Annotated in this window: 17 protein-coding genes; 8 read left to right on the plus strand and 9 right to left on the minus strand. The window is 44.3% G+C overall.

Going from position 1 to position 16,791, the window contains the following annotated elements; genetic code table 11:
- Positions 1-93: 93 nt before the first annotated feature.
- The 6 genes from ACKWCA_RS09370 to pckA all read left to right on the plus strand — a co-directional run bounded on the left by ACKWCA_RS09370 (position 94) and on the right by pckA (position 8,879).
- Entirely contained in the window at positions 94-1,224 is a 1,131-nt protein-coding gene (locus ACKWCA_RS09370) for an efflux RND transporter periplasmic adaptor subunit (RefSeq protein ID WP_413977920.1), read from the plus strand.
- On the plus strand, positions 1,224-4,520 hold the full coding sequence (locus tag ACKWCA_RS09375) for an efflux RND transporter permease subunit (protein WP_413977921.1): 3,297 nt from the start codon (positions 1,224-1,226) through the stop codon (positions 4,518-4,520). Before ACKWCA_RS09370 ends, ACKWCA_RS09375 begins: the two co-directional genes overlap by 1 nt.
- On the plus strand, positions 4,520-5,872 hold the full coding sequence (locus ACKWCA_RS09380) for a TolC family protein (protein WP_413977922.1): 1,353 nt from the start codon (positions 4,520-4,522) through the stop codon (positions 5,870-5,872). The genes ACKWCA_RS09375 and ACKWCA_RS09380 overlap by 1 nt, the downstream gene beginning before the upstream one ends.
- 40 nt (positions 5,873-5,912) lie before the next feature.
- The gene (locus ACKWCA_RS09385; RefSeq protein WP_413977923.1) at positions 5,913-6,935 is read left to right on the plus strand and encodes a Gfo/Idh/MocA family protein; all 1,023 of its coding nucleotides are present in this window, start codon (positions 5,913-5,915) and stop codon (positions 6,933-6,935) included.
- Positions 6,936-6,963: 28 nt separating this feature from the next.
- Entirely contained in the window at positions 6,964-7,146 is a 183-nt protein-coding gene (locus ACKWCA_RS09390; RefSeq protein WP_413977924.1) for a CPXCG motif-containing cysteine-rich protein, read from the plus strand.
- A 116-nt stretch (positions 7,147-7,262) separates the two neighbouring features.
- Entirely contained in the window at positions 7,263-8,879 is a 1,617-nt protein-coding gene (gene pckA / locus ACKWCA_RS09395) for a phosphoenolpyruvate carboxykinase (ATP) (RefSeq protein ID WP_413977925.1), read from the plus strand.
- 38 nt (positions 8,880-8,917) lie between these two features.
- Here the strand turns inward: pckA and ACKWCA_RS09400 are convergent, their stop codons facing one another.
- The 9 genes from ACKWCA_RS09400 to ACKWCA_RS09440 form a co-directional block, all read right to left on the minus strand.
- Positions 8,918-9,802 carry a DUF5777 family beta-barrel protein gene (locus ACKWCA_RS09400; RefSeq protein ID WP_413977926.1) on the minus strand — a complete coding sequence of 295 codons (885 nt, stop codon included), beginning with the start codon at positions 9,800-9,802 and terminating at the stop codon, positions 8,918-8,920.
- A complete protein-coding gene (locus tag ACKWCA_RS09405; RefSeq protein WP_413977927.1) occupies positions 9,792-10,334 on the minus strand; it encodes a YceI family protein in 543 nt (180 codons plus the stop codon). The genes ACKWCA_RS09400 and ACKWCA_RS09405 overlap by 11 nt, the downstream gene beginning before the upstream one ends.
- The gene (locus ACKWCA_RS09410; protein WP_413977928.1) at positions 10,331-10,765 is read right to left on the minus strand and encodes an OB-fold protein; all 435 of its coding nucleotides are present in this window, start codon (positions 10,763-10,765) and stop codon (positions 10,331-10,333) included. Before ACKWCA_RS09410 ends, ACKWCA_RS09405 begins: the two co-directional genes overlap by 4 nt.
- Positions 10,766-10,880: 115 nt before the next feature.
- Positions 10,881-12,104 carry a hypothetical protein gene (locus ACKWCA_RS09415; protein ID WP_413977929.1) on the minus strand — a complete coding sequence of 408 codons (1,224 nt, stop codon included), beginning with the start codon at positions 12,102-12,104 and terminating at the stop codon, positions 10,881-10,883.
- A gap of 46 nt (positions 12,105-12,150) precedes the next feature.
- On the minus strand, positions 12,151-12,405 hold the full coding sequence (locus ACKWCA_RS09420; protein WP_413977930.1) for a hypothetical protein: 255 nt from the start codon (positions 12,403-12,405) through the stop codon (positions 12,151-12,153).
- A gap of 11 nt (positions 12,406-12,416) precedes the next feature.
- Positions 12,417-13,268 (minus strand): DUF5777 family beta-barrel protein, encoded by an 852-nt coding sequence (locus tag ACKWCA_RS09425; protein ID WP_413977931.1) that lies wholly within the window; start codon positions 13,266-13,268, stop codon positions 12,417-12,419.
- An 11-nt stretch (positions 13,269-13,279) separates the two neighbouring features.
- Positions 13,280-13,675 carry an OB-fold protein gene (locus ACKWCA_RS09430; protein WP_413977932.1) on the minus strand — a complete coding sequence of 132 codons (396 nt, stop codon included), beginning with the start codon at positions 13,673-13,675 and terminating at the stop codon, positions 13,280-13,282.
- Positions 13,672-14,223, minus strand: coding sequence for a YceI family protein (locus tag ACKWCA_RS09435; protein WP_413977933.1), 552 nt, complete (start codon positions 14,221-14,223; stop codon positions 13,672-13,674). Before ACKWCA_RS09435 ends, ACKWCA_RS09430 begins: the two co-directional genes overlap by 4 nt.
- Positions 14,224-14,243: 20 nt before the next feature.
- Positions 14,244-14,618, minus strand: coding sequence for a hypothetical protein (locus tag ACKWCA_RS09440; RefSeq protein WP_413977934.1), 375 nt, complete (start codon positions 14,616-14,618; stop codon positions 14,244-14,246).
- A 217-nt stretch (positions 14,619-14,835) separates the two neighbouring features.
- On the opposite strand from ACKWCA_RS09440, the gene ACKWCA_RS09445 reads away from it, so the two are divergent.
- Entirely contained in the window at positions 14,836-15,939 is a 1,104-nt protein-coding gene (locus ACKWCA_RS09445; protein ID WP_413977935.1) for a LytR/AlgR family response regulator transcription factor, read from the plus strand.
- A 53-nt stretch (positions 15,940-15,992) separates the two neighbouring features.
- Positions 15,993-16,790, plus strand: a complete 798-nt coding sequence (locus tag ACKWCA_RS09450; RefSeq protein WP_413977936.1) for a 3-keto-disaccharide hydrolase — start codon at positions 15,993-15,995, stop codon at positions 16,788-16,790.
- The last annotated feature ends 1 nt before the right edge of the window (position 16,791 follow it).

The following is a 16,791-nucleotide window of genomic DNA, read 5'->3' on the forward strand; positions in this document are numbered from 1 at the left end:
TTAAACGAATGACGACGGCAAAAGTCTGACTGGGATAAAGTGAGGCGGCACTTGTCATAACTAACACAACGATACCTTTACAATTACCAACTTATGAGAAAAATAATACTATCCGTTTTAGGGATTTTATTGATTGTTGCCGGCTTTTTCGGAGCCAAGGCAATTGTTGCAAGTAAAAAGAGTTTCCAACCCCGAGCACAGAAAGTGGTGAAAACGGTTTTCACGGAAGTCGTTGAAAACGGTCCGGTGCCTATCGTCGTTCCCGCAAACGGAAACTTGGTGGCCAAGAACAGGGTCGAACTGTATTCTGAAGTACAAGGGGTGTTCCGAAAAGGGAGCAAACTCTTTAAGACCGGGGAACGCTACCAAAAAGGGCAGGCCATCATTAGGATCGATGCCTCCGAATACGCCGCAAGTGTACAATCGGCCAAGAGTAATCTGTTCAATGAGCTCACCTCTATTATGCCTGATTTACGATTGGATTATCCCGAATTCTTTTCCAAGTGGCAAACTTACCTGAATGGCTTTGATATGGCAAAGCCAACACCCGAATTGCCGGAGATGATTTCCGAGAAGGAGAAATTCTTTATCAGTGGGCGAGGCATTTTGACCAGCTACTACAATGTAAAAAACTTGGAACAACGCCTGTCTAAATATCGTATTTCGGCTCCTTTTAACGGGGTGTTGACCGAGACCCTGGTAACCGAAGGCACGTTGATTAGGTCGGGCCAAAAATTAGGGGAATTTATCAATACCGATGTATACGAGTTGGAAGTAGCGGTTAGTAAAAAGTTCAGTGACCTTCTAAAGGTTGGTGAAAGCGTATCGTTATCGGCTTTGGATGACTCCAAAACCTATACCGGAAAGGTAGCTCGAATAAACGGTCGCGTAGATCAGGCTTCCCAAACCATCAAGGCTTTTATCGAGGTTAGGGACAACACGCTTAGGGAAGGGATGTATCTAGAGGCCAATCTTGATGCCAAACAAGAACCCGATGCCATTGAGGTGGATCGAAACCTGTTATTGGAAGGCGACAAGATTTTCGTGGTGCGAGACACGATATTGGACATCATCGATGTCAATCCGGTTTATTTTTCCGATAAAACGGTGGTCATTAAAGAAGTACCTGACGGTACGGTCATTATGTCAAAGCCCTTACTTGGGGCATATACGGGCATGGCCGTTAAGGTATATGAGGAGAAGAAAACCAACACCGAAGGATAATGAGAAAAGTAATCGCATATTTCATACGCTACCATGTAGCGGTCAATGTTATTATTATCGCCTTTGCGGTCTTTGGTATCGTTGGGGCAAAATCGTTGAAGTCTTCGTTCTTTCCGCTCACCGATTCCAAAAATATCTTGATTACAATTACTTACCCCGGTGCTTCGCCACAAGAAGTAGAGGAGGGTATCGTACTTAAGATAGAAGATAATCTTAAGGGGTTAGAAGGGGTTGACCGGGTCACTTCTACCTCCCGTGAAAATAGTGGTACCATTAATGTAGAGATCGAAAAGGGCAGGGATATCGATTTCATGTTGCTGGAAGTCAAGAATGCCGTTGATCGCGTCCCAACCTTTCCAACAGGTATGGAGCCCTTGATCGTTTCAAAACTGGAAGCAGTTCGGCAAACCATCAGTTTTGCCATAAGTGGTGATAATATTCCACTGGTTACCCTCAAGCAAATCGGGCGCCAAATCGAAAACGATATACGTGCCATCGATGGTATTTCGCAAATAGAGATTACCGGATATCCCGATGAAGAGATAGAGATAGCTGTTAACGAGAATAACCTATTGGCTTACAATATTTCCTTTTCAGAGGTAGCCCTAGCTGTAGGTAATGCCAATATTCTGGTTACTGGAGGAAACATTAAGACTAGTGCCGAAGAGTACCTGATTCGAGCGAATAATAGATCTTATTATGGTGATGAACTGTCGAATATCATCGTAAAGGCCGATCCTTCAGGGCAAACGGTACGCCTCAAAGATGTGGCTATCATACGTGATCGCTTTTCGGAAAATCCGAATGCCTCTTATTTCAACGGAGACTTAGCGGTCAATACGACCATTACCAGTACGAATACCGAAGATCTGATCAGTTCGGCGGACAAGGTTAAGGTGTATGTTGAGGATTTCAATCAAAAGTACGACAATGTAACACTGAGCGTAGTAAGTGACCTATCTAAAACACTAAATGGAAGAACTGACCTTTTGATTAAGAATGCATGGCAAGGGATGCTGCTCGTGTTGATTTTTCTATCACTTTTCTTGAATACCAGATTGGCTTTTTGGGTGGCTTTCGGCCTTCCGGTCGCTTTTTTGGGAATGTTCATTTTTGCGGGATTCTTCGATGTGACCATTAATGTATTATCGTTATTCGGGATGATCATCGTAATCGGTATTTTGGTGGATGACGGGATTGTTATCGCAGAAAATATTTACCAGCATCACGAAAAAGGGAAATCGCCGATAAATGCAGCCATCGATGGTACGATAGAAGTGCTGCCACCGATTATCTCTGCTATTATTACCACAATTTTGGCTTTCTCGATCTTTCTATTTCTCGATAGCCGGATCGGTGAATTCTTTGGGGAAGTATCGGTCATCGTGCTCCTGACCTTGGCAGTTTCCTTAATCGAAGCCTTGATTATATTGCCGGCACACTTGGCCCATTCCAAGGCGCTACAACCCGTATCGAAAACGCCGAAAACAGCTTTTGGACGTGCATTTGCAAAACTGCGTGTCATCAACGAAATGGGGGATCGCTTCATGTCATGGATGCGCGATAACCTCTACAGTCCAGTTTTCCGCTTTGCCTTGGATTACAAATTATTGGCCTTCGGTATTTTTGCCCTTGCGCTATTGCTTTCTTTTGGCTCTGTGGGTGGTGGAATCGTGAGAACTGCCTTTTTTCCGCGTATCGCCAGTGATCGCGCGCAGATAGAACTGAATATGCCCAACGGAACCAATGAAAAGGTAACCGATTCGATTATTACGATGATCGAGGAAAAGGCTGAAATTGTCAATCAAGAGCTGACTGAGAAATACCTAAAAGGTACGGATAAGGTTCTTTTTGAAAACGTAATTAAAATTATCGGTCCAGGGTCGAGTGCGGCTACTTTGACCATCAATATGTTGCCGGGTGAGGAACGCCCTGATGCCATACGGGCAGATATGGTGACCAACCGATTGCGTGAGTTGGTAGGGCCCGTCATCGGCGTAGAAAGTTTGATTTATGGATCTGGCGGCAACTTTGGGGGGTCTCCGGTTTCCGTATCCCTCTTAGGAAATGATATCAAAGAACTTAAGGCGGCTAAAGAGGAACTGAAATCTTTTCTGCAGAGCAATGCGATCTTAAAAGACGTTTCGGACAATGACCCGGCCGGAATCAAGGAAATCCGCTTGCAATTAAAAGACAATGCATATCTTTTAGGACTTGACCTACGTACCATTATGAATCAGGTACGCGCCGGATTTTTCGGCTCGCAGGCCCAACGTTTCCAACGCGGACAAGATGAGATTCGGGTGTGGGTACGCTACGACCGAGAAAACCGCTCCTCAATTTCCGATTTGGACGAGATGCGTATCGTAACCCCGAACGGCAGTCGCGTACCGCTGAAAGAAATCGCGGAATACACTATAGAAAGAGGCGATGTAGCCATTAATCGTTTGGAAGGCCGCAGGGAAATCCAGATTTCGGCCGACATGAAGAATCCGAAAGATAGTCCTACCGACATCATGAACGAAATACGTACCGTGGTGATGCCGGAGATTCAGTCAAAATACCCTACGGTCGCCGCCTCATATGAAGGACAGAACCGTGAACTGGGCAAGCTTACCGGTTCGTTGAAGGTGGTCGGGCTATCGGTCCTAGCCTTGATTTACATGACCATTGCCTTCACCTTTAGAAGTTTCAGCCAACCCTTAATGCTGATTTTATTGATTCCCTTTAGTATGACAGCTGTCATCTGGGGGCATTGGTTGCATGATTTTCCGTTGAACATTCTTTCATTGTTGGGCATTATCGCCTTGATCGGTATTATGGTTAATGATGGGCTGGTATTGATCGGTAAGTTCAATAGTAATTTACGCTCGGGTATGACCTTCGACGATGCCATTTATGAGGCCGGTCGCTCAAGGTTCCGGGCGATATTCTTGACCTCTATTACTACTATCGCCGGTCTGACCCCCTTAATTTTCGAGACCAGTAGACAAGCACAGTTCTTGATACCGATGGCGATTTCTATTGCCTATGGTATCGGTTTCGCTACGGTCTTGACCTTGATTATGTTGCCGCTCTTTCTCTCTTTCAGCAATAAATTGAAAGTGGGCACCAAATGGTTGGTCACCGGAAACGAAATCACCAAAGAAGAAGTAGAACGAGCCATTAAAGAACAAAAAGAGGGTGTTCATCTCGAAGAGGACCTCGCCAAGAGGCCTCCAAAATTAGGGGAAAGCCTAAATGGTTCGAACGAAATTCACGAAGACTCTTCAAAAGCGCTAGAAGTACAAGACTAATGAGAAAAACAGTACTCCCTATTTTGCTACTTTTCGTAGCATTACAATACAGCACGGCCCAAGAAAAAATGTTGTCCAAAGAGGAAGTCGTTCGGCTTGCCTTGGACAATAATTTCGGGATCAAGGTGGCCAAAAACCAAGTAGAGATCGCGAAGAACAACAAGAGTATGTTGAACTCCGGTTTTCTGCCGACCGTCACAGGTTCCGCAGGAGCAAATTATCAGCGTGATGATTCCACTTTTGATTTTCCCGGACAATTGAATGCGGATGGAACGCCGAGAGACGAAACAAACCTCTATAAAGCGGAGGCCCAACGTTATAATGCCGGAGTAACCGCGAATTATACGCTTTTTGACGGGTTAGGGCGTTTGTACAACTACAAAAGACTAAAGGAACAATACCAGCTTAGCGAATTACAGGCACGGGAAACGATCGAGAATACCATGTTGCAACTGTTCAGCGTCTACTTTGAGGTGGCTCGTTTAACTGAAAATGAAAATGTACTACAGCAAGCACTCGAAATATCTACCCAACGGATCCAAAGGGCGGAGTATGCCTTTGAATACGGTCAGAACACCAAATTAGACATCTTGAATGCGCAAGTTGACGTCACCAATGACAGTATTAATCTGTTGAACACCAAGCAGCAATTGGCCAACGTCAAGCGTGACCTGAATGTGCTTATCAACGAAGATCTGAACCAACCTTTTGCGGTGGATACGTTAATACGGTTTATTCCGAAACTACAGGTGGAGGAGTACATCGCTCAAACCGATCTGAACAATGTGGCCCTACTCCAAACGGAACGTAACCTGGCAATCAACAAGTATGACATCAAGGTCAACAAATCGGGGTACCTACCAACGATCGGCCTAAACGGTTCTTACGGCTGGAATTTAAATCAGAATGCACCAGGGGCTTTCTTCCCCGGGGTGAATGTGAACAATACCAGAAACTTTGGTTTGGGAGCGACCCTGACCTGGAACCTTTTCGATGGCGGCGGCACCAATGTGCGAGTAAAGAATGCCAAAATAGCCTATGAAAATCAAGAATTGTTGAAAGAACAGATTACGCTTGAAGTGAATCGCGATATTGAAAATGCGCAGGCTATCTATGAGAATCGGTTGAATATCTATCAAATTCAGGAACAAAACGTAGTGACGAATCAAAATAACTTCGAACGTTCGAAAGAACAGTTTCAATTGGGTAGGATTACCTCAATCGAATTCAGGCAGGCCCAGATCAATCTGTTGAATGCCCAGACCAATAAGAACTTGGCAAAGTATGATGCAAAACTGGCCGAACTACAGTTGCTGCAACTCACAGGACAGTTGTTGAATGTGGAATTTTAGTAAATTGACTACCTTGTTTATCTAAAATTTATAGCCTTATATGGAAAGGATAGGAATTGGCATTATTGGAACGGGATCTATTGTCAATACCTATGTACAGTGTATTAAAGCCCTTGATAATGCCGAATTGGTGGCTCTATATTCAAATTCCCCGAATCGGGCAAAAGAAGCCGAAAAACAGTTTGAAACTCCTGTTTTTACTGAATTGGAAGCCTTTTTGGATCAGCCGGAGATAAGCCTGGTCTGTATCTGTAATCAAAGCGGACTCCATGGTGAGATGACCCTGGCCGCTGCTCGGCATGGTAAACATGTGCTCTGCGAAAAGCCGCTGGAAGTCACTACCGAAAAAATCGATGTGGTCATCGCCGCCTGTGAGCGAAATGGTGTCATCTTGGGTTGTGTGTTACAAAACCGATGTTCCGATACGTACCGTGCTGTGGAACGTGTCGTAAAGAATGGGTCATTAGGTAAATTGCTATTGGGCAACGCCCATATCAATTGGTATCGTTCTAAGGAATACTACGCGAACAATCCCTGGCGCGGAACCCTCCAATATGATGGCGGAGCGGCGTTTATGAACCAGGGCATCCATACTGTGGATTTACTGTTGAATTTGATGGGGGACGTACAATCCGTTTTTGGTTCGACCAAGACCCGGGTACATGACATTGAGGGGGAAGATGTCGGTGCGGCGGTATTACAGTTCAAAAATGGTGCAATAGGTACGCTCACGGCAGGTACGGCTTTGGTTCCGGGCTACCCTGAGCGATTGGAAATTTATGGGGAGATGGGCAGTATTTTGCTGGAAGGAGGAAACATAAAGGCATGGAATGTGGAAGGTGTCCCCAAACCCGATGATTTGAATGTTTCCGGCCGGTCAAGTGGTGCGGCGGATCCGGGAAACATCGGTCATTTGAACCACCTGATTGTACTTCGGGACATGCTTGCCGCACTTCTGGAAAATCGCGTGCCACTCGTTGGGGGCTTAGAAGCCAGAAAGGCTGTTGAAGTCATTACCGCTGTATATCGTTCTTCCGCTGAAGAAAGGCCGATAGCCTTATAAGTCTTCATAAACCAAAAGAAGTATACCCATGTACGAACACTTTTTTCAATGTCCCTATTGTTGGGAAGAGATATCCATGCTTATGGATCCTTCGGTGCGCGAACAGACGTATGTTGAAGACTGCGAGGTGTGTTGTAATCCGATGGAGATCAGCCCTAGATTCGAGTCGAATACCTTAGTCTCCTTTTCTGCGAACAGCATTGAGCAGTAAACAGTCCCATTATTTAATTGCAACTTGCTTTAAGGTATTCTTAATTAAGTCTCTTTTTTTGGCGGATATTATAAAAAAACCAAGACATTTGCGTTGTATTTTAAATAATTAGCAAAATGCCGAATTCGCATCATCCAAAAAGAAAAATTTCGTTGAAGCCCTATGGTATTGAACATGAAGATTTTCAATACCAACTGACATCTGCCGAACTTCATGATATTACTTTGAAAAAAAACATGGGCCGTGAAGCTTCTTCAGGGGCATTGGCTGTGAACACGGGGGAGTTCACGGGCCGATCGCCACAAGATCGATTCATCGTAAAAGATGAGATTACCGAAGACAAAATTTGGTGGGGAGATATCAACATTCCATTTGAACCATCGAAGTTCGATGCCTTATACGATAAAGTCATTTCGTACTTGAACGAGCGAGAGCTCTTTGTTCGCGATTGCTATGCTTGTGCCGATGCCAATTACAGAACCGATATTCGAGTCATCAATGAATATCCGTGGTCGAATATGTTCGTCTATAACATGTTCATTCGCCCTACTGCGGAAGAATTACGCGTTTTTGAACCGGAATGGCTTGTGGTGAACGCCCCCGGCTTTATGGCGGATGCTGAAGTAGACGGCACGCGCCAGCACAATTTTGCTATTTTGAACTTTACCAGAAAAATTGCCCTAATCGGTGGAACCGGATATACTGGGGAAATCAAAAAAGGAATATTCTCGGCCTTGAATTTCATACTCCCGGTCGAAAAAAAGACCCTTCCGATGCACTGCTCGGCCAATGTGGGAAAAAAAGGAGACACGGCCATTTTCTTTGGCCTTTCAGGAACAGGAAAAACGACCTTGTCGGCCGATCCTTATCGCAAACTGATCGGTGACGATGAACACGGTTGGAACAACGAAAACTCGGTCTTCAATTTCGAAGGGGGGTGCTATGCCAAAGTCATTAACCTTTCTGCGGAAAACGAACCTGAAATATTCGGGGCGATAAAAAAAGGAGCCATTCTGGAGAACATCATTATGGACGATAACGGAGCGGTAGATTTTGCCGATACCTCCATAACTCAAAATACACGGGTAAGTTATCCTATTTACCACATTGAAAATGTAAGGCGACCTTCGATAGGTAAAAACCCAAAGAATATTTTCTTTCTGACGGCCGATGCGTTCGGGGTACTACCTCCCATATCAAAACTAACGCCCAGTCAGGCGGCCTATCACTTTATCTCTGGTTATACGGCCAAGGTGGCGGGAACGGAAGCAGGGGTTAAAGAACCAATTCCGTCTTTTTCAGCCTGCTTTGGGGCACCTTTTATGCCGTTGCACCCTACCAAATATGCAGAAATGCTTAGCAAGAAAATGTTGGAAGCCGGGGTCAACGTTTGGCTCGTGAATACGGGTTGGACCGGTGGACCCTACGGTATCGGAACGCGTATGAAACTGAAATATACCCGTGCCATGATCAACGCAGCATTGAACGGGGATTTAGGATTGTATTCCTATGATGCCTATCATATCCATTCGGTTTTTGGGGTAGCACAGCCAAGGGAGTGCCCTGGAGTGCCAACCACGGTGTTGAGTCCGCGAGCCACATGGAACGATGATGAAAAGTACTATAAGACCGCATTTAAACTGTCGAACGCTTTTCGGGAGAACTTCAAGAAGTTCGAGTCGTATGCCAGCGAGGAAATCAGAAGAGGAGGGCCACAACGCTACGCCTTTTGATAAGACGTAGTACTTGAACGCTACCCAACGATGGGGAGCTATTTTAAGTGGCGTTTAAAATGAATGACATAGGTGGCATTAAATCCGAAATTCAAGTTGGGATTCTTAAAGTTGAAATTGTAGCGGGTCTGAGTAATAAAAGCATCTTCCACAATTCTTTGTGCATTGGTGAGATTGAACTGTAGCATAATGTCGCCAAGTTCCCAATTCACGCCGATGGCGAAAGGGGCATAATTGTCAAAGGAAGTAATCGGGTTGGCACGATAATAATATTCCGAAACCAATGAAAGATGAGGGGTTAGCTTAAAACGTGCTCCCAAACCAAGGGCAAAATGATTTTTTTCAGGGCCACCCGCGGAAAGGTTTCCCCGATGAATGAACGTTGGTGCCAATTGTACCGAGAAATCCGATGAAATCTTTTTGCCTATTAACAGTTGGCTTGTAAATGACAATCTGTCTGAGAAACTATTCGGCGCCTGCGGAAACGCATTGCTGTTATAACTGGTATTTTGAAAAAGGGTAATGCTCAAGGGCGAGCCACCTCCTTCTTTTTGTCGAAGCAGCTTGTACTTCAAATAACCATCAAAGAGCCCGTCCCATGTGGTTCCACCGAGTCCTGTAGAAAGCCGGTCTGAGATCCCATATTCCAGCGCAATACGAGATGTGAGTCTGTCGGCCACAAAGCTTTGAGAACGTTCTGTCGGGGTATTCCAAAATCGATTGGTTGTGACGATTTCGAGGATGCCTTTTTTTCGGGTTTCTATGGAATGGCCAATGGCAATCCGAGTCATTTTAAAGGTCGCTGCGGTATAGGTGTCGGTAGGCTCCAACTCTTTGTCCAGAATATCCAAAAGGTCATCTTGGGCATTCGAAAGATGCCAAGAGCCGAAAATCAGTATCAGGAATAATAGTTTAATTTTCATAGGGCTCAAATTCAAATCTAAAATCTACAGAAATCATCTTCGCGATATTGCCCGCCAATAAAGGGGGTATTTTTATTTCATAATCTTTCACATAGGCCTCGAAGGTACCTGTTAGCACGTAACGACCATCGGTTCTTTCGATTTTGGTCTTAATTTCCAGTTCCTTTGAAACCCCGTGCATGGTAAAGACCCCCTTGACCATTTTGGTCTGCTCTCCCGCAAGTGTCGGGTCAAAATCGATTATTTCCCCTTCGAAACTTGCTTTTGGATAAATATCCGACTCGACATAGCTTTCATTAAAATGTTCACGCATCAGCGCTTTTTCAAAAACAAAGGCATTCATTAACATGCTGACCGCTATTTTGGAATTATCCAAATCGATAATGCTCAAGACTTGATTGTTTTTCGCCTTGATATTCTCAACAGAGGTATATGAGAAAAAGGAAACCTGTCCTTGTCTTGCAATGATTTTGTTTTCATTTTCTTGAGAATTCAAGAAGAAAAACAGCGCAATAAAAACTGTTCTAATCATGGTCTTTTTTGGTTGGCGGTAAGTACACAGTTTAGAAAAACAGCATCCTGAAGAAATCCTTTGAACACTCCTTTCAGCACAACGGTGTCGCCCTGCTTTAAAAATCCGGTTTTTTTAGCTTGGTCGGTTTGCATGTCGCAAATGACTAAGGCGAGGTCTTCTTGGCCTCCCCCCAATAATATGGTATGACGTTGATTGACATAATTGATTTCCTTAATGACCCCTTCAACAGCTATGACCTGATCCACCAATGTGGCAAGGTACTGCCCTTTATCCGTAGTTACATACGAAATTAGGTTTTCAGCAGTCATTGCCGCCGTTGCGCTTGTCTTTTGCGTATTGAACACATCTTCTTTATGCAACGAAATGTAGATACCGCCCAAAACTAAAATGGACAACAGACCTAAGCGAAACCCATACTTTCTGATCATTTGGTATGATAAGGTTTTAAAGGTACTAATTACACGTCAATTTTTTAAATGATGAAACAACCCCGTACACTTCTCCTAAGTTATACGGGATTGATTGAAGTTGACCCGGTATAGGTCAGTCTGTAATGTTGATGGTTCCGGTCATGGAAAAATGAAACTCGCAAATATAGAATAAGGTATCCGGAGCATCATTCGGTACCGTGAAGATGATACTGCCCGATGACGCACCATTGTCCGTTACCCCTTCGTCAAAAGTATTATCGGTTCCAGTGGTCTGGGCCGATTTGATGAAGAAGGGATGCCCCGGCGTATTTACTTGAAACTCGTAGGTTTCTCCTCGTTTGAAGGTGAAATCGGGATTACTTGCATCGGTCAATCCCTCACCATTGAAAACATAAGCGCTCGCCCCTTGATTGGTGACCGTATATAACGTGGCACTTGCTTCAGCTTCCGGTGCATTTTCCGTATCGGGGTTTACCGTAGGCCAAATGCCCGCAGCAGGGAACCCTACCCCGAAGTTGTCTCCTCGTGCGGCATCTTGACCAAAATAGTATAGTGGCCAGCCTTTATAGGAAATCTGTGACTCTCCAAAAACCGTTAGAGCTCCAAAATCACTAAGCTCCAAAATGCTTGGGACATTGCTAATGCTGATATCGACTATAGGCCAAACCCCGTTGTTCGAAAAGTCGTCAGCGGTAAAATTATTGACATTCTTTGTGTCGTTGATAAAGCTGTAAAGCGTGTTTCCACTAGCATCCGTAATATAGGTGGTCTCCTCATCACCAGGTTCAAAAGCGCTATTGAGGTTGGTCTCATCGCCAGAGGAATCCCGGCCGACCAATTGGGCCTTTGCGACCATTACCGAATAATCGGGTTTTGCCACGAACCAGACGCCCCCGCTACCATCACCGGTAATCTGACCGGCCGCGGAATCACTGGCGAACAGATAGAGAGGCCAGCCCTTATATGTCGTCTGACTGCTTCCATCAGCTCTTGTAATTGAAGCGAAATCCGAAGCTTCCAGACCGTCGTCTAGGGTGAGCTCTTCCGAATGAAATGCGGGCCATGCCGCTAGACATCCGTTTTCACATGTGGAATCCCCTTTACTGTCCTTTGCAAAGAAATATAAGGTGAACCCTTCTGAATCGGTCATGACGTTGCCAAAAGTAGCATCGTTTACAAGTCGAACGGAGTTAGCGACTTCGGGGTCCGGTTCAGGTTCCGGATCGGGATCTGGGTTGTCAATGATGTCCGGTTCAGGGACGGTGGTCACTGGATCATCCGAGCTACAGCCCATCATAAAAATGGCACTTACAAATACGACTAGAATTTTTTTCATTTTGTTTGTTTTTAAGGATAATTAAATTATTTATTTGGGGAGTGCCTCAACAGGCACAGGTAATGCTAAGGGGTGTTTGCCTGATTTTCTCGCCCTGAGGAGGAAAACCTAGGGCGGTCAATGTATTGAGCGCATCCGACACCTCATTTGCCCTTTTAAAATTAAAAATGACCAGGGCGTCCGTGGGATAGAGTCTAACATTTGTAATATTCGCGATCTTCAAAAGTTCTTGACCGATCTTAGTTGAGCATCCGTCACAAAAGGAGCGTTGTACCGGAATTTTTGCAAATCCTGTTTTCATGGCTGTTCGATTTAAAATACTCTTGAAAGGTTGAATCCAAAGAAAAAATCACCGCTGCCCCAATCGCCGGTGGCCTGCCCCAAGAATCCGTTGGTATTCATGGGTTGGGCATTGGTAAAATGCAATTGGAACACATGCCCCCCGGTTTCAATGTCGATGCCAATAGACAACGGATTCACGAAAGGGGAGTTTTCAGCTCTGTTCAGGTGATATCCGTAGTCAAAATTGATCGAAAAGCGTTTGGTCAGTTTGTGACGCCCTCCTATGCCGATGACAAATTGAGAGTTTTCCTGTTCATCGACCTGTACCAGGTTGTCGTGAAAAAAGGTAGGCATGAGCTGTAAGGAGAAGTTCTTGTTAACTTTTCTGGAAATCAAGAGTTGGGAAGTGTATCCCAAGCGGTTGGTAAAATCCAGTCCGGGTAGAAGATCTTTATCGAGAGCGGTATTGATCAGTATATTGTTAGAACTGACCACCGTAAAGGGAAAGCCATTGTTTCTTTGTCTAAGGAGTCGCAATTTCAATGAGGACTCATAGATTTTTAGAAAGGAACTTCGGGAAATACCGAAATTTATACCATCTGAGATGCCGTAGAGAAAATTGAGCCGGGTGACTGCTTGATCTAGTCCGAAAAAATCGTCAAACCCTGTTTTTACCGACCCAAAACGGTGAGAAACCACGAAATACAATTCCTTCTTGGAGACCATTTTAGTCGACTCGAAATTGACGATTTTAAGGCCTTTGAAGGCAGCGCTGTTGTATTCTTTCGAATTGTCCGTGTTGTCGATTTCAGATAAGAGATCCTCTTCTTGAGAAAGAATGATCAACGGAAATAAGAGTAATAGGATATAGATAAATTTCATGTGGTGTTGTTTTATTCGGTTAGTATGGTTGCTTGATCGATCTTGACGACCTCGAGTAGGTCATCGTACCCTACACATCTTCCCTTTAGGCTAATTGATTGGCCATTTTGGACTGAGGTTTCAGCGGCTGGTAGAAGATTTACTTGAACCATGCCATCGAGTACGATGCTATTTTCGTCAGTACTGGTGACATTTCCTGAGACCAGAATTACTTGATCGGCGTAACTCGTAATATCCGAATCTTGTTGTGTGAACGCATAAAGTAGTTCTGGTGCCTGAAATTCGGCGGTCACTTCTTCTTGGGCAATATTTCGGTGCTTCGAATGAAACGTATAGAAGTATACCCAACTAAGAAAACCGACCAATAGGAGTAGGGCTATGCTGATGATCTTTGTATTCCGGCTCATTTTGCTTGAAGTTTAAAGGCTAAATTGACGATGACCTCTTTGGCAATTTTATTGGCAACTATTTTCGGAATTTCGATGTCAAAATCAGAGGGGGTCACCTTGAATGACCCCTTCATGATAATCACATCACTCACTTTCTGAACAGACAAGATGGTACGAACATCTTTCTCTTTTTCACGCAATTTCAGTTTCCCATCCACCGTTACTTCGGTAGGGGTTTCGGATACTTGTGAGTGATTGAAATTGAGAAGGCTTCCTCTAAAAATGGCCTTCGGATACGTTTCAGACTCGATGTAGTTCTCGTTAAAGTGCTCCTCCATTAGCGAATTTTCAAAATGAAAACCTTTGAGCAAGGCGAGTGAGGCCAATTCTCCGGTATCCGCATTCAAAATTGCGGTAACCGTCGTATTGGTGGCCTTGACAGGTTCGAAGAGTTCTTCCGAGGCTTCGAATTCGATCTCGCCGTTTTTGTCGATATATTTTGTCTGTGCTTGAAGCTGCACCACTGCCATTGTGATTACTAGTGCCGATACTAATTTTAGTTTCATTGTTTTTATATTTAGTCGTGTTATTCTTGAGTGCCGTCTTTGATCCACTGGTCGATAATATCAATGGTGGCTTGGGGTAATTTACCGGAAGGGGGCATAGCGGCCGGTGTACCATTTGCCCGCGACATGGCCGTAAGAATGCTGTTGGCCCGTGAACTCACCTGACTGAAATTTATTAAAGCGAAGGGTGCGCCGTTCCTTGTAGGGCTTGAATGACACCCTAGGCAGTTACTGTCTATAATGGACTTTACGTCATTGGAATAGGTGACTAAATCACCGTTGTCAGGATTCCCGTCTGGTAAATCCAAGAGGTCACTTTCGCTGTCGTTACTGCAACTTGTAATAGAGATGCTTGCCAAGGCTAGAAGCACGATGCCTATTTTTCTTGAAATCATAATGTGGATTATTGGTTGAACTTGAGTCCAAAGGAAGAGGGTTTGGGTGAAGAATGACTACAAAAACTACGTCAGAGGGAAGAATCGGCTGTAAAAGGGAAAAAAGCGGTTTGAATGGAAAATCCATGTTTTTAGGGGTATTCCAGCTGCAAGAGGAAGAATTACCCTTGAATTTGGGGCAAATCCGTATCTTGGGTACCGCTAATCAAAAAATGCAATGCGAAAGGATAAAATGTACTTTTTGACATTCTTGTCAATTTCCGCAATCTTTATGATCATGGCAAGTATTGCCATTCACTATATCGAGAAAGTCAGTGTCAGTCAAATGCTCGAAACCCAGTTGGAGTATGGAAAGCGGGAAGCGAAAGAACTAGGTAGTCTGATCAATTGGCAATTGGCCAATGGGGTTGAAAAGGAACAACTCATCAGCGCCATTCAGAAGAGTATAGACAATACCAATCTGGAAACAGGTTTCGTGAGTATGTTCGACTGGTCGGGCACACACTTGTGCCATCCTGATATCCGGCAGGTGGGTCAACCGGTCAGTCAAGAAACCTCGTTTGTTTCCTCCGTGGCGGATGATTTGGGCACTGAGGAGTTCTATACCTTATTAAAGGATAGAAATCTATTGAAAGTTACCGATTCGTTGGAAAATACGTCCGAGGTTATTTGTATGATACCGATTCAAAATTCGGATTGGATTGTTGCCGCCCACGCGAATACCCAGAAAATAGCATTGAAAGCGAATCAACTGAAGAACGACCTGAATACTATTTTATTGATTATGGGATTGGTGGTCATTCTATCCTTCATCATCGTGGCTCGTTTGATCGGTAGCAGCTATGAAAAACGATTGGAACTGAAAAATCAAAAACTGGAGGATGAGGTCATCAATCTCACGAAATTGAACCGAGCAGTTGGGGATTATCAACAAAAGGTAAGTGAGCAACAACCCAAGGTCACAAAAAAGGATGACCAAAAATCAAAACGGCGAATACTTACATACGTACGAAATGAATTGTTACCGGTAGCCACTGAAGAGATTGCGCATATTTATACCGAAAGTAACATCACGTATGTGGTACGAACCGATGGTCGAAGAACCACGACGAACTTGAGTCTTGATGAATTATTCAGTAATTTGGACAATAGTTTTTTCTTTCGGGCCAACCGGCAGTTTATTATCGCGATTTCGGCCATTGACAAGATCGTAAAATACGGAAACAACCAACTGAAGATATTGGTCAACCCTGATTCCGCAGTTGATATTATCATCAGTAAGAATAGGGCCTCGGAATTCCGGCAGTGGTTAAACCTCTAGCGGAAGTCAGTTGATCTTGGGCAATATAAATATCTATCTTAACTCTTTAATATATGACCATTCAATTCAAAATACCGTATCGCTTGTTGGTGCTCATTTTATCCATGGCCCTTTTTTCCTGTAATGAAAAGTCGGAAAAAAAAGCGTCGAATCAAGATGCAACAACGAACAATGACGACGGATTCGACCTCATTTTTGATGGAAAGACCTTGGAAGGATGGCATGGGGATCCCAATTACTGGCGTGTAGAAAACGGCCATCTTGTGGGCGAGGTTACCCCGACCACACCTTTAAAACACAATACTTTTATTATTTGGCAGGGTGGGGAACCCGATGATTTTGAACTTAAGTTATCCTTTAGAATCGAAGAGACGGGTAATAGTGGAGTGAATTATCGTAGCGAACTCCTTGATACTATTCCGTATGCACTTCGGGGCTATCAAGCCGATATTGACGGAAAAATCAGATATACCGGGCAGAATTACGAGGAAAGAAAAAGAACGACTTTGGCATATCGGGGCGAAAAAGTGACAATCCTTTCCCAAGAAGGACCCCAAGAGGGTTCACTAAGGGATAACGTAGCCAACAATTGTTGGCAAAGCAGGGATGTAACGGATACATTGGGGGAGTCGGACTCCCTTAAATCGAAAATCGGCTTCGAGACTTGGAACGACCTTCATTTGATCGTCAAAGCAAATCATCTGCGGCATTATGTCAATGGGGTCTTGATGAGTGAGGTGTTGGATACCGATACGATAAACCGAAAAATGTCGGGCAAACTCGGAATGCAGGTGCATGTTGGGCCTCCAATGAAGGTGACGTACCGAAATATTCGTTTAAAACACCTCTAAC

It is taken from the genome of Maribacter corallii (assembly GCF_047345415.1).
GTDB lineage: Bacteria > Bacteroidota > Bacteroidia > Flavobacteriales > Flavobacteriaceae > Maribacter_C.

What these genes read in the sequence shown, in the direction of transcription:
- ACKWCA_RS09370 (WP_413977920.1), top strand. Translation starts at nt 94, where the DNA reads ATGAGAAAAATAATACTATCCGTTTTAGGGATTTTATTGATTGTTGCC.
- ACKWCA_RS09375 (WP_413977921.1), top strand. Translation starts at nt 1,224, where the DNA reads ATGAGAAAAGTAATCGCATATTTCATACGCTACCATGTAGCGGTCAAT.
- ACKWCA_RS09380 (WP_413977922.1), top strand. Translation starts at nt 4,520, where the DNA reads ATGAGAAAAACAGTACTCCCTATTTTGCTACTTTTCGTAGCATTACAA.
- ACKWCA_RS09385 (WP_413977923.1), top strand. Translation starts at nt 5,913, where the DNA reads ATGGAAAGGATAGGAATTGGCATTATTGGAACGGGATCTATTGTCAAT.
- ACKWCA_RS09390 (WP_413977924.1), top strand. Translation starts at nt 6,964, where the DNA reads ATGTACGAACACTTTTTTCAATGTCCCTATTGTTGGGAAGAGATATCC.
- pckA (WP_413977925.1), top strand. Translation starts at nt 7,263, where the DNA reads ATGCCGAATTCGCATCATCCAAAAAGAAAAATTTCGTTGAAGCCCTAT.
- ACKWCA_RS09400 (WP_413977926.1), bottom strand. Translation starts at nt 9,802, where the DNA reads ATGAAAATTAAACTATTATTCCTGATACTGATTTTCGGCTCTTGGCAT.
- ACKWCA_RS09405 (WP_413977927.1), bottom strand. Translation starts at nt 10,334, where the DNA reads ATGATTAGAACAGTTTTTATTGCGCTGTTTTTCTTCTTGAATTCTCAA.
- ACKWCA_RS09410 (WP_413977928.1), bottom strand. Translation starts at nt 10,765, where the DNA reads ATGATCAGAAAGTATGGGTTTCGCTTAGGTCTGTTGTCCATTTTAGTT.
- ACKWCA_RS09415 (WP_413977929.1), bottom strand. Translation starts at nt 12,104, where the DNA reads ATGAAAAAAATTCTAGTCGTATTTGTAAGTGCCATTTTTATGATGGGC.
- ACKWCA_RS09420 (WP_413977930.1), bottom strand. Translation starts at nt 12,405, where the DNA reads ATGAAAACAGGATTTGCAAAAATTCCGGTACAACGCTCCTTTTGTGAC.
- ACKWCA_RS09425 (WP_413977931.1), bottom strand. Translation starts at nt 13,268, where the DNA reads ATGAAATTTATCTATATCCTATTACTCTTATTTCCGTTGATCATTCTT.
- ACKWCA_RS09430 (WP_413977932.1), bottom strand. Translation starts at nt 13,675, where the DNA reads ATGAGCCGGAATACAAAGATCATCAGCATAGCCCTACTCCTATTGGTC.
- ACKWCA_RS09435 (WP_413977933.1), bottom strand. Translation starts at nt 14,223, where the DNA reads ATGAAACTAAAATTAGTATCGGCACTAGTAATCACAATGGCAGTGGTG.
- ACKWCA_RS09440 (WP_413977934.1), bottom strand. Translation starts at nt 14,618, where the DNA reads ATGATTTCAAGAAAAATAGGCATCGTGCTTCTAGCCTTGGCAAGCATC.
- ACKWCA_RS09445 (WP_413977935.1), top strand. Translation starts at nt 14,836, where the DNA reads ATGCGAAAGGATAAAATGTACTTTTTGACATTCTTGTCAATTTCCGCA.
- ACKWCA_RS09450 (WP_413977936.1), top strand. Translation starts at nt 15,993, where the DNA reads ATGACCATTCAATTCAAAATACCGTATCGCTTGTTGGTGCTCATTTTA.